The sequence below is a fragment of the Azospirillum sp. TSH20 genome, assembly GCF_003115935.1.
Classification (GTDB): Bacteria; Pseudomonadota; Alphaproteobacteria; order Azospirillales; family Azospirillaceae; genus Azospirillum.
In genome coordinates, this window is record NZ_LGQU01000104.1 from 1 (window position 1) to 11,788 (window position 11,788).

General features: G+C 68.8%; 10 protein-coding genes. 6 read left to right on the forward strand and 4 right to left on the reverse strand.

The annotated features are described in order from the left end of the window. The coding region (locus tag TSH20_RS25315) for a helix-turn-helix domain-containing protein (protein ID WP_146207494.1) at window positions 1-439 on the forward strand (439 nt) is incomplete at its 5' end. A 46-nt stretch (window positions 440-485) separates the two neighbouring features. Here TSH20_RS25315 and TSH20_RS25320 read toward each other — a convergent pair. After that, a complete protein-coding gene (locus tag TSH20_RS25320; RefSeq protein ID WP_109156598.1) occupies window positions 486-1,358 on the reverse strand; it encodes a universal stress protein in 873 nt (290 codons plus the stop codon). 149 nt (window positions 1,359-1,507) lie between these two features. Here TSH20_RS25320 and TSH20_RS35080 point away from each other — a divergent pair, with 149 nt between their 5' ends. Further along, a complete protein-coding gene (locus tag TSH20_RS35080) occupies window positions 1,508-1,969 on the forward strand; it encodes a cytochrome c (RefSeq protein WP_158282061.1) in 462 nt (153 codons plus the stop codon). A 71-nt stretch (window positions 1,970-2,040) separates the two neighbouring features. After that, window positions 2,041-2,868 carry a trypsin-like peptidase domain-containing protein gene (locus TSH20_RS25325; RefSeq protein WP_158282062.1) on the forward strand — a complete coding sequence of 276 codons (828 nt, stop codon included), beginning with the start codon at window positions 2,041-2,043 and terminating at the stop codon, window positions 2,866-2,868. Between the two features lie 98 nt (window positions 2,869-2,966). On the opposite strand, the gene TSH20_RS25330 is transcribed toward TSH20_RS25325, so the two are convergent. Continuing rightward, complete coding sequence (locus tag TSH20_RS25330) at window positions 2,967-3,245, reverse strand: hypothetical protein (RefSeq protein WP_109156600.1); 279 nt, start codon at window positions 3,243-3,245, stop codon at window positions 2,967-2,969. A gap of 368 nt (window positions 3,246-3,613) precedes the next feature. On the opposite strand from TSH20_RS25330, the gene TSH20_RS25335 reads away from it, so the two are divergent. Further along, window positions 3,614-5,398: an alpha/beta fold hydrolase gene (locus tag TSH20_RS25335; RefSeq protein WP_109156601.1), complete on the forward strand. Its 1,785-nt coding sequence runs from the start codon at window positions 3,614-3,616 to the stop codon at window positions 5,396-5,398. A 7-nt stretch (window positions 5,399-5,405) separates the two neighbouring features. On the opposite strand, the gene TSH20_RS25340 is transcribed toward TSH20_RS25335, so the two are convergent. Next, a complete protein-coding gene (locus tag TSH20_RS25340; protein ID WP_109156602.1) occupies window positions 5,406-8,129 on the reverse strand; it encodes an HAD-IC family P-type ATPase in 2,724 nt (907 codons plus the stop codon). A gap of 138 nt (window positions 8,130-8,267) precedes the next feature. Further along, a complete protein-coding gene (locus tag TSH20_RS25345) occupies window positions 8,268-9,044 on the reverse strand; it encodes a sulfite exporter TauE/SafE family protein (protein WP_109156603.1) in 777 nt (258 codons plus the stop codon). 248 nt (window positions 9,045-9,292) lie between these two features. Here TSH20_RS25345 and TSH20_RS25350 point away from each other — a divergent pair, with 248 nt between their 5' ends. Then, the gene (locus TSH20_RS25350) at window positions 9,293-11,074 is read left to right on the forward strand and encodes a PhnD/SsuA/transferrin family substrate-binding protein (RefSeq protein ID WP_247871416.1); all 1,782 of its coding nucleotides are present in this window, start codon (window positions 9,293-9,295) and stop codon (window positions 11,072-11,074) included. Next, window positions 11,071-11,694 carry a response regulator gene (locus TSH20_RS25355; RefSeq protein ID WP_109156604.1) on the forward strand — a complete coding sequence of 208 codons (624 nt, stop codon included), beginning with the start codon at window positions 11,071-11,073 and terminating at the stop codon, window positions 11,692-11,694. Before TSH20_RS25350 ends, TSH20_RS25355 begins: the two co-directional genes overlap by 4 nt. The last annotated feature ends 94 nt before the right edge of the window (window positions 11,695-11,788 follow it).

The following is an 11,788-nucleotide window of genomic DNA, read 5'->3' on the forward strand; positions in this document are numbered from 1 at the left end:
GTTGCGGATGTGGTCGCTTCTGGCGGCGGAGACGATTTCGGACTGGCGTCTGCTGGGCGGGCTCGGCACCTGCACCGCGACCGAGCGGGTCGCCCGCCTCCTCGTCGCGCTGTGCCAACGCCAGCGCCGGGAGTCCGGCGCCTGTGTGGATGACGACAGTGTGGATGAGTTCGCGCTCCCGATCAGCCAGACGGTGATCGCCGACGCGACCGGCCTGACCTCGGTTCATGTCTGCCGGACCTTGAAGGAGATGCGGGCCGCCGGACTGCTGTCGTTCACCAAGGGGCGCCTGCGCGTCATGGATTGGCCGCGGTTGGCCGATCTGGCGGAGATGACCGAGACGCCGGCGCCCTCCTCCGCAGTCCTCCCGTCTCCGACACTGCAGCCGGACCGCTGGCGCGAGGGCGTCTGGCGCAACGCCTCCACCCAGATTCAATGACACCCGATCCGACGGCCATCATCCATCGGACGGGCGCGACCAAGCCTCAATGCACCATCAGCACCGGTATGGTGGCGAGCCCCACCACATGCGACGTGGTGCTTCCCAACGTCCACTGCCGCAAGCGGGTGCGGCCGTGCCCGCCCATGACGAGCAGGTCGGCACCGAATTGGGCCGCCATGGCGAGCAGGACGCTGCCGGTCTCCCGCAGGCTCGCCGGCAGATGTTCGGCCTTGGCCTCGACCCCCTGCATCAGCAGATAGTCCTGCAACCGCTCCGTATCGGCCTGAATGTCGTTCCCCAACCCGAACGTTCCGATGAGAACCTCCTGCGCATGGCGCAGCAGGGGAAGCGCCGCCACCATGGCCCTGGTTGCCTGGGGGCTCCCGTTCCACGCGATCATGATTCTCGACCCGATGGGCCGCACGGCCGAGAAGGGAGTCAGGATCACCGGGCGGGCCGTTCCGAACAGGGCGGCGTCGAACATCGACCGCCAGACGCTGTCGGTCACGCCATCATGCTTTGGCTTGGCGAACAGGATGAGGTCCGCGAAGCGGCCTTCCATCGCGATCGTCTTATCGGCCGGTCCTTCGACCTCGCGCCAGACCATCTCCGGATCCCGGCCGGCCGCCGCGGCTTCATCCCGGGAGTGGCCGGCTTGGCGGAGATGCCCTTGCATCCGCTCATGTGCCGCCTCGCAATCCCGCGCGATCTTCGCCTGGACCTCCCGCAGCGCGTTCTCCAGCACCGTGCCGGCAAAGCCCCTTCCAAGCGCCAGGATCAGGTTTTCCGGGCTGGGGCGCGCGTAAAGCACCTCGACACGGGAACCGAAGATGCGGCCGATGAAGGTGGCGGCGTCGAGCGCGGCATCCATGCTGCCGGCCGCGTTGGACAGCGGAACAAGGATCTTGCGGTACATGGTCCATCCCTCCGGCTGACGGGACCGTGGCGTTCCAGACGGTCCCAAGGCCAGGATCGGACCTTCTCATCGGCCCGGCATTAATCCCGGTTAAGGTCCCACGCGCCGCCACCTGCCATTGTGTCCGGACACCAATGATGGAGGGCACCATGCACCCTACCCTGTCCGGCGGGCAGCTCTTCGCCCGGATCGTCGCGGCCGCGGGCATTGCTGCGCTGTGCTCGCCGGCCTTGGCGCAATCGCGCTCCGAAAAGACCATGGAAAAGGCCGACGAACCGATCGGCCAATCCTCCTACTTCGCCAACTGCGCGGTATGCCATGGCCGCTCCGGTCATGGCGACGGTCCCTATGCCGATTACCTCACCAGAAAGCCGGCGAACCTGACCACCATCCGCGAGCGCAACAAGGGCGTCTTCCCGCTCGAATATCTCTACGGGATGATCGACGGGCGCGAGGGGATCGGGGCGCATGGCCCGCGGGAGATGCCGGTCTGGGGGTCGGCGTTCAGGGCCGAATCGGTGCAGGACTTCTGGCCCTGGGGGTCGGAACAGGTCGTTCGCGGAAAGATCCTGGAGCTGGTCTATTACATCCAAACCATACAGGACAAATGACGGATTCGCCTTGTCGGCGCGGGTCCCGCGCCGGCCGGAAGGTGCGGCGATATCAGGCGGGGGCGCAGCGCATGTCTCGACAGGCCGGAAAACGGATCGTCGATCTGGTGCGACGCACGGCGATCGGATCGGCGGTGCTGGCGAGCGTCGGCGCCTGCGCCCTGAACGGGGCCGTCGAATCGCCGAATGCCATCCCGCAGAGCGCCATGCCCACGCTCGCCCCCATGCTGGAGCGGGTTCTGCCGGGGGTGGTCAGCATCGCGGCGAGCGGCCAGTTCTCCGCCGAGGAAATGGCCCTGATCCGCGACCCGGAATTCCGCGCCATGCTCGGCCTGCCGAAGCGCATGCGGCCGGAGGAGGGCCGGTTCCTCGTCCAAGGGTCCGGAATCGTCATCGACGCGCCCACGGGCACCATCCTCACCACCCACCACCTCGTCGATGGCGCTGACGAGATCGCGGTCACGCTGAAGGACGCGCGGAGCCTCCCCGGCCGCATCGTCGGCACCGACGCGGCCGGCGACATCGCGGTGATCCAGGTCGAGGCGCGCGACCTCGTGGCGGTGCCTCTGGGAAATTCCGACGATCTGCGCGTGGGCGATTTCGTGGTGGCGATCGGGAACCCGTTCGGTCTCGCCCAAACCGCGACGCTGGGGATCGTCAGCGGGCTGGGCGCGCGCAATCCGACCGAGCCCGACGGTTCCTTCATCCAGACCGACGCCTCGATCAATCCCGGCAATTCGGGCGGCGCCCTGGTGACTCTCCGGGGCGAGCTGGTCGGGGTCAACGACAGTCTGATCGGATCGGCCGTCGGCAACAGCGGCATCGGCTTCGCGATCCCGATCAGCCGGGCGAACCGCAGCGTCGACCGTCTTCTCCGGCGAAACGTCACCCGGCCTTGATCCGGACAAAGCCGGCCGTTGGGTTGGCGCTGCAATTCCTCGCTGCCGGCCCGACAGGAGTGGCCGTGCCCGCCCGGAATCTCGCGCGGCCCGGTCCGTCAGGGATTGACGGTGCGGGCCGCCACATGTTCCTGCAGGAAATGACATAGGACGAGTTTCAGCAGCACGGCCCGTTCATGCTGGCCGTGCGCCTTCGCCTCGGCGATGTCGTCCTCGATCATGCGGCGGATTTCGCCCTGCCCCGCTTCGGTCGCGACCAGATAGCTGCCCAGTTCGGAGGCGACGATCTCCGGCAGATGCTCGTGCGTGGCGATCGCGTCGATCTCCTCCTTCGTCAGTCCGCTCATGCCGACACAGTCTTCGAAGGTGATGACCATGGCCCGTCTCCCCATTTTATCGGTTTTGAAGTTCGTCAATGGCGGTTCGCACTCCATTGCCGGCCTCCCCGAACGGCATCCGTACAACCGTATCGGGAGTATGGCGCCATTCAGCCATGGCTTTCCGATGCCGGCCTTAACCGACGTTAAGGCCGGGCTCTGCCTGTGCTGCTGGGATGGGTGAGACCGTTGCAAAGACGGTAGCCAAGACGGTTGCCAAGCCAAGGAGAAGAGCCATGCCGATGGCCCAGTTGAAAGCCGGACGATTTGTCGCCCCCAGCCCCTCCGCCCCCACCCCGTCCGACGCCGCGGCCGTTCCGACGGAACTTCCGGCCTCCCAACCCGGAACGACAATCCCCGGAACGGCGATGCCCGGACCATCGATGCGCAGCCCGGCCTATGGATTTCCCTATCTGCCCTTCAGCGGCGAGATCATCGACCGGCTGGTGCATGCGTGGCAGGGGCGGTTCACCCTGTCGATCTCGCCATCGGCGGTAACGCTGGCCTTTGCCGACTGGGCGATGCATCTGGGCAATGCGCCGGGCAAGCAGGCCGTCCTGGCCGACAAGGCCGTGCGCAAGCTGGTGCGGCTGATGGTCTATGCCGGGGCTGCGGCCATCGAGCGCGACACCCCGCCCTGCATCGAACCGCTGCCGGGCGACCGCCGCTTCGCCCATCCCGACTGGCGGCAGTTTCCCTACTCGCTCTATGCCCAGTCCTTCCTTCTGGCGCAGCAGTGGCTGCACAACGCGACCACCGGCGTTCCCGGCCTGTCGCAGGCCAACGCCCGCATCGTGCCGTTCGTCGCCCGTCAGCTTCTCGACGTCGCCGCGCCGTCCAACAACCCCTTCACCAATCCCGAAACCCTGCGCACGGTCGTCACAACCGGCGGAATGAACTTCGCCTTCGGCATGGCGAACTGGATGGAAGACGCCCTGCGCCTGATGACCGGACAGCAGGCGAAGGGCTTCGATGCGTTCCAGGTCGGCCGGGACGTGGCGGTGACGCCGGGCAGCGTCGTCTTCCGGAACGAACTGATCGAACTGATCCAGTACGCGCCATCGACCGCATCGGTCCATGCCGAACCGGTGCTGATCGTGCCGGCCTGGATCATGAAATACTATATCCTCGATCTGTCGCCCGAAAACTCTCTGATCCGGTATCTGGTCGGCCGCGGGTTCACGGTGTTCGCCATCTCCTGGCGCAATCCGGGGCCGGAGATGCGCGACTGCGGCCTCGACGAATACCGCCGGCTGGGGGTGATGGCGGCGCTCGACGCCATCGGCGCGATCTGCGGCACCGAAGACGGCCCGCCGCCGCCCGTGCATGCCTGCGGCTATTGCCTGGGCGGCACGCTGCTGACGATCGCGGCGGCGGCGATGGCCCGCGACGGGGACCGGCGGCTGAAGTCGATCACCCTGCTGGCGGCCCAGACCGACTTCACCGAGGCCGGCGAACTGATGCTTTTCATCAATGAAAGCCAGGTCGCCTATCTGGAGGACATCATGTGGGAGTCGGGATATCTCGACACCACGCAGATGTCCGGCGCCTTCCAGATGCTGCGCTCGAACGACCTGATCTGGTCGCAAATGGTCCAGCAATATCTGCGCGGCCGGCGGCCCGAGGTGACCGACCTGATGGCCTGGAATGCCGATGGAACGCGGCTGCCCTACCGGATGCATTCGGAATACATGCACCAGCTGCTGCTGGGCAACGACCTGTCGGAAGGGCGCTACAAGGTGGAGGGCCGCCCGGTCGCCCTGTCCGACATCCGGGCGCCGATCTTCGCCGTCGGGACGCGGCGCGACCATGTGGCACCCTGGCGGTCGGTCTACAAGATCAACCTGCAGAGCGACACGACCATCACCTTCCTGCTGACCGACGGCGGCCACAATGCCGGCATCGTCGCCGGCCCCGACCGTTCCGACCGCCAGTACCGCATGAGCGAGCGCGGACCCGACGACCGCTATGTCGACCCCGACCTGTGGCTGGAATCGACGCCGGCCGCCACCGGGTCGTGGTGGCGCCCCTGGGCCGACTGGCTGGACCGGCAATCGGACGCGGAGCCGGTGGCGGCGCGCGCGATCGGGTCGGCGAAGCGCGGCCTCGGGCCGCTCTGCCCGGCGCCGGGACAGTATGTCCTGGAACGGTGAGGCGGGTTCACCCGGCCGGCAGCCGCTTCTCCAGCTCCATCAGCACGAAAAGCCCGGCGCCGACGGCGATCATCGCCACCCAGGCGGTGACGCCGACGGCGGCGGTGCCGAACAGGGCCTGCAGGGGCGGCGCATAGGTGAAGGCCAGCTGCAGCACGGTCATCAGGGCGATGGACAGCCAGACCGGCCGGCTGCCGGCCAGCCCGGACAGCAGCCCCAGCCGGCCCCCCGCATCGCCACGCAGCCCGCGGGCGCTGAGCAGGAAGAAGATCTCCCCCACCACCAGGGCGTTGACGGCGATCGTCCGCGCCATCTCCACCCCGTCGCCCTGCATCCGGTGGTAATGGAAGAAGCCGAAGCTGGCAGCCACCAGCAGCATCAGCACCACCACCATCCGCCACACCAGCCTGCCGACCAGGATCGGCTCGTCGCGCGGGCGCGGCGGACGGGCCATGACGCCGGACTCCGGCGCCTCGAAGGCCAGCGCCAGACCCAGCGTCACGGCGGTCACCATGTTGACCCACAGGATCTGCACCGGCGTGATCGGCAGGATGCTGCCCGACAGCACCGCCAGCAGGATCACCACCGCCTGCGCGCCGTTGGTCGGCAGCATGAACAGGATCGTCTTGCGCAGATTGTCGTAGACGGTCCGCCCCTCCTCCACCGCATGGACGATGGAGGCGAAATTGTCGTCGGCCAGCACCATCGCCGCCACCTCCTTCGCCGCCTCGGTACCGTTGCGGCCCATGGCGACGCCGATGTCGGCCCGCTTCAGCGCCGGGGCGTCGTTGACGCCGTCGCCGGTCATGGCGACGGTGTCGCCCGCCGCCTGGAGCGCCGCGATCAGCCGCAGCTTGTGTTCCGGCGTGGTGCGGGCGAAGACGCTGTTGTCCTGCGCCGCGGCGGCGAATCCGGCCTCGTCCAGCCGGTCCAGTTCCGGGCCGCTGATGACGCCATCGGGAAGGCCGAACCGCCGGCCGATGGCGGCGGCGGTGGCGGCATGGTCGCCGGTGATCATCTTCACCGTGATCCCGGCCTGCCGGCAGTCGGCGACCGCCACCAGCGCCTCCTCCCGCGGCGGATCGATCAGGCCGCACAGGCCAAGCAGCTCCAGCCCCTCCTCCCGCAAATCCTCGGCGTTCAGTTCGGACAGGTCGATGGAGGTGCGGCGCATCGCCAGCGCCAGCACCCGCTGCCCCTGCCCGGCCAGTTCGGCGGTCAGGGCGGTCCAGCGCCGCCGGTCGAGCGGTGCGGTGCCCTCCCTGTGCCTCTCGCGTTCGCAAAGCGCCAGCACCCGTTCCGGCGCGCCCTTCACCACCAGGATGCCATGGCCGGCATGGTCGTGATGCAGGGTCGCCATGTACTGCCGTTCGGATTCGAAGGGCAGAGCGTCGCGACGCGGGGTGCGCCGGGCTTCACTCGCCGGGTCCAGCCCAACCTTCATCGCCAGCGCCAGCAGCGCGCCGTCGGTCGGGTCGCCGGCCAGCTGCCACTCGCCGCCCGGATCGCGGTGCAGGGCGGCGTCGTTGCACAGCAGCGCGGCGCGCGCCAGATCGAGCAGCAGCGGCTCCCCGGACGGGTCGGCCACCCGGCCGTCGCGGCCGATCTCCCCCTCCGGGGCATAGCCGCTGCCACCGACCCGATAGGTCGCGTCGGCGGTCACGACGTCGGTCACCAGCAGCTCGTTGCGAGTCAGGGTGCCGGTCTTGTCGGTGCAGATGGTGCGGACGGAGCCCAGCATCTCCACCGCCGGCAGATGGCGGATGATGGCGTTGCGGCGGGCCATGCGGGTCACGCCCACCGCCATTGTGATGGTCATCACCGCCGGCAGCCCTTCCGGAATCGCGGCAACCGCCAGCCCGACCGCGGTCAAAATCATGTCCTGCCACGGCTCATCCCAGACCAGCCGCCCGTAGGCGACGGTGACCGCCGCCAGCAAAAGGATGCCGCCGGTCAGCCAGCGCCCGAACCGCGCCATCGACACCAGCAGCGGCGTCGCAACCGACGACACCGAGGCCAGCAGATGGCCGATGCGTCCGACCTCCGTCGCGTCACCGGTCGCCACCACGGTGCCGGTGCCCTGGCCCTGGACCACCATCGTGCCGGCATAGGCCATGCCGCTGCGGTCGCCCAGCGCCGCATCGGCGGCGACGGCGGCGGCGGACTTGACGGTGGGAACGGATTCGCCGGTCAGCGCCGCCTCCTGCACCAGCAGGCCCTTGGTGCGGTCGAGCCGCAGATCGGCCGGCACGCGGTCGCCCGAGACCAGGAAGACGCGGTCGCCCGGCACCAGCGCCTCGGCCGCCAGGGTCACGGCATGGCCGTCGCGCAGCACCACGGCCTGGGGCGACAGCAGGTTGCGGATCGCCTCCAGCGCCTGCTCGGCCTTGTCCTCCTGGATGTAGCCGATCAGCGCGTTGACCAGCACGACGCCGAAGATCACGCCGGCATCCGTCCAATGGCGCAGCAGCAGCGCCACCGTGCCCGAAGCCAGCAGCACATAGATCAGCAGATTGTGGAACTGCGCCAGGAAGCGCAGCCAGGCCGGACGCCGCTTCGGCGGGGTCAGGCGGTTGGGGCCGAAACGCCTCAGCCGCGCCGCCGCCTCCATGCTGCTGAGCCCGTCGGCCGGACTGTCGAGCTGCCCGGCGACGGCGGACGCGTCCAGCGCGTGCCACGGGACGTCGGCCGCCGAAGGGGGGCTTCGGCCCGCGTCTGCCAGATGTGCCATGACCCGTCTCCCCTGGATGATCCTGGCGTCGGAGCGTCACGCGGCGAACGCCGTCCCCAATCCGCATGACCATTTACAGAATGGGGCTTCAAGCGGAGCAATATAAGGGGCTGGTCGTCCCCCCCGGATGCCGATGTCTCAAAGCAGGCCCAGCACGCCCGCGTTCCGGTACAGCATGTAGGCGGCCACGGCGAACAGCACCCCGGCGAAGACCCGGGTCAGCGTTCCCTTGCGGGCGGACAGCCTCACCGCGGCCTTCATGCCGAGGAAACCGCCGGCCACGCCGCCGGCGATGAACAGACCGGCGACCGTCCAATCCACCAGACCGGACATCGCGTAATTGACCGCCGTCGCCAGACCGAAGGCGCCCACCGAGAACAGTGACGACCCGATGGCGTTGATGACCGCCATGCCGCTGCCGAGCAGCAGACCGGGCACGATCAGAAAGCCGCCGCCGATGCCGAAAAAGCCGGAAATCGCACCGGTGAGAAATCCGATGCCGATCAGGCGCGCCGCGATCGTCTTGTTGATGCGCACCTCCGGATCGCCGTCGCCGCCCCGGCCGCGCAGCATGGACACCCCGACCACCACCATCACCAGGGCGAACAGGAACAGCAGCCCCCCGCCGTCGACCGCCTTGCCGGCCGTCGAGCCCGCCAGCGCACCGATCACGCCGGCGGCGGCGAAGGTCGCCGCGCACGGCCACTTCACCGTACCGGCCCGGGCATGCTGCGCCAGATTGAGAAAGGCGTTCGCGGCAACCGCCAGCGCACCGGTGCCGATGGCGACATGGGGATTGGGCACGCCCACCACATAAAGCAGCAGCGGCACGGCGAGGACCGAGCCCCCTCCCCCGATCAGGCCCAGCGTGAAGCCGACCAGGGAGCCGGACAGAACCGTGAGAATCTCTGACATTACAAGCATTCCGGTAGGATTTACGCACCCGCAACCATGGCACCGCAGGCGCGAGGGGCGGTCGGAGGGGCGGTCGGAGGACCTGCCGGCGCGTCCGACAGGGTTTCCAGACCATTAATTTAGGTGTAACTAATATACAGGGCCGGGATGCCGCTGCAAGTGGTTCACGATGCCGTAGCCCGCCCGCAATCCTTCGGGCTATGCTGGCGATTATGTGGAAGTCGCTGATAGTTTCATGTGTCGTGCTGATGTCCGCGACCACCGCCAGGGCGGAGCCGGAGGCGGAAACCGTGCGCGTCGGCGTGCTCGCCTACCGCGGGTCGGAGCGGGCGGCCCGCGACTGGGAGCCGACGCTGGCCTATCTGGAGCGCGCGATTCCCGACCGTCGCTTCGTCATGCTGCCGCTCGACCTCGCCGGCATGGTGCTGGCCGTCGCCGACCGTCAGGTCGATTTCGTCATCACCAATCCCGGCAGCTATGTCACGCTGGAAGCGCGCTTCGCGGTGACGCGCATCGCGACGCTGGAGTCCGGGACACCGGATGTTCCCATCGCCGCGGTGGGGTCGACCATCATCCGCCGCGCCGACCGGGCCGGGATCGGCAAGCTGGCCGACCTGAAGGGCAAGCGGCTGGCGGTGGTGTCGACCGACGCCTTCGGCGGCTTCCAGATCGCGTGGCGCGAAATGGAGGAGGCCGGCGTCCGCCCCTTCACCGATCTGGCGGATCTGACGACGGTCGGCTTTCCGATGGAAGGCGTGGTGGATGCGGTACGCCGCGGCAGTGCCGACGCCGGCGTGCTGCGCGCCTGCCTGCTGGAGGAGATGACGGCGCAGGGCCGCATCGCCCCGAACGAGTTCGCGGTGGTCGGCGAAAAGCCGCCCGGCGAGCTGCCCTGCCGGGTGTCGTCGCGGCTGTATCCCGACTGGCCCTTCGCCCGGCTGGCGCACACGCCGCGCGATCTGGCCCGGCGCGTCGCCGCGGCGCTGCTGACCATGCCTGAAACCCAGGGGCCGACCTGGACCGCCTCGCTCGACTACACGTCGGTGCATGAGCTGTTCCGCACCCTGCACATCGGACCCTATCCGAAGACCCCGCCGACGCTGGAGGAGGTTCTCAGCGAGAACTGGCACTGGCTGATGATCGCTGCCGCGGCGGTGCTGTGGTGGGTGGTCCATTCCGCCCGTGTCGAGGTTCTCGTCCGCCGCCGCACCGCCGAACTGGAACGCGAGATCGCCGAGCGGGAGCGCGCGGAAGCGACCGCGCTGCGCCTGCGCGAGGAGCGCGACCAGCTCTCCCGCCTCGGCATCGTCGGGGAGATGGCGAGCAACATCGCCCATGAGTTGAACCAGCCGCTGGCGGCCATCGGAAATTTCGCCGGGGGCATGACCCGCATCCTCGACGCCCCGACGCCCGACCTCGGGATGCTGCGCGCCGGGGCGCGGTCGGTCGCCGAGCAGGCGGAGCGGGCCGCGGCGATCATCCAGCGCACCCGGGGCTTCGTCAGCCGCCGCGACGCCCAGCGCTCCGCCCTGTCGGTCAACGCCGTGGTGGAGGAAACCCTGTCGCTGTTCGGCGCGCCGCCGGACCCGGCGCTGTCCATCGTCACCGAGCCGGCCGACGGGCTTCCCGAGGTCAGGGCCGACAAGGTGGAGCTTCAACAGGTGTTGCTGAACCTGCTGCAGAATGCGGTGGAGGCGACGCGGAGCGGCAATAATGGTGGTGGCGGCGAGATCGTGCTGCGGACCGCGCTGTCCGGCGGCATGGTGTTGATCGAGGTGCGAGATTCCGGTCCGGGTGCGCCGGAGGACGCGCGGCGGCGGATGTTCGAGCCCTTCTTCACCACCAAGCCCGGCGGGCTGGGGCTCGGCCTGTCGATCTGCCGCACAATCGTCGAACGGCATGGCGGCCGCATCTGGGCGGTGCCCGGTGTGCCGCGCGGGCTGGCCGTCCGCTTCACCCTGCCGCCGGCCGCCGGCGAAACCGCATCATCATCGTCCGTCCCATCGTCCGTCCGGGAGACAAACACATGACCGACGCCCCCCTGGTTCTGGTGGTGGACGATGACGAGGCGATGCGCAGTTCGGTTCAGTATCTGCTGGCCTCGGTCGGCATTGCCTGCGAGTGCTTCGCGTCGGCCGAGGCCTTCCTCGCCTCGCCGCACCTGCGCCCGCCGCTGCGGCCGGGCTGCGTCCTGCTGGACGTCCGCATGCCGGGCATGAGCGGGATCGAGCTGCTGCGCCACCTCAAGGAACAGGGGTGCAAGCGTCCGGTCATCATGGTCACCGGCCATGGCGACGTGCCGCTGGCCGTCGCCGCGCTGAAGGGCGGAGCGGAGGACTTCATCGAGAAGCCCTGGAAGGATCAGGCGCTGCTCGACACCATCAACGCCGCCATCCGCAAATGCCGCGAGGTGCTGGTGCGCAGCGCCGGGCGCGAGGCGGTCGAGGCGCGGATGGCCCAGCTGAGCCGCCGCGAGCGAGAGGTGCTGGCCCTGGTGCTCGACGGCCGCCAGAACAAGGAGATCGCGACGGCGCTGTCGATCTCCGTCAAGACGGTCGAGGGCCATCGCCAGATGGTGATGGAGAAGATGGGTGCCCGCTCCGTCGCCGAACTCGCGCGATTGGCGCTGACCCCCGGCGACCGGGTTTAATCAGGCAACAATCAAGCGAATCAAGGCTCCGGCCGCGTCTCCGCTCCGAAAGCAAGGGTTTACCCTTGGTCGCCACCGGAATCGACCCGATGGC

Bases quoted from the DNA above. Each gene is read 5' to 3' on its own strand.
- TSH20_RS25320 (WP_109156598.1), bottom strand. From the start codon at position 1,358: ATGTACCGCAAGATCCTTGTTCCGCTGTCCAACGCGGCCGGCAGCATG.
- TSH20_RS35080 (WP_158282061.1), top strand. From the start codon at position 1,508: ATGCACCCTACCCTGTCCGGCGGGCAGCTCTTCGCCCGGATCGTCGCG.
- TSH20_RS25325 (WP_158282062.1), top strand. From the start codon at position 2,041: ATGTCTCGACAGGCCGGAAAACGGATCGTCGATCTGGTGCGACGCACG.
- TSH20_RS25330 (WP_109156600.1), bottom strand. From the start codon at position 3,245: ATGGTCATCACCTTCGAAGACTGTGTCGGCATGAGCGGACTGACGAAG.
- TSH20_RS25335 (WP_109156601.1), top strand. From the start codon at position 3,614: ATGCCCGGACCATCGATGCGCAGCCCGGCCTATGGATTTCCCTATCTG.
- TSH20_RS25340 (WP_109156602.1), bottom strand. From the start codon at position 8,129: ATGGCACATCTGGCAGACGCGGGCCGAAGCCCCCCTTCGGCGGCCGAC.
- TSH20_RS25345 (WP_109156603.1), bottom strand. From the start codon at position 9,044: ATGTCAGAGATTCTCACGGTTCTGTCCGGCTCCCTGGTCGGCTTCACG.
- TSH20_RS25350 (WP_247871416.1), top strand. From the start codon at position 9,293: ATGTCCGCGACCACCGCCAGGGCGGAGCCGGAGGCGGAAACCGTGCGC.
- TSH20_RS25355 (WP_109156604.1), top strand. From the start codon at position 11,071: ATGACCGACGCCCCCCTGGTTCTGGTGGTGGACGATGACGAGGCGATG.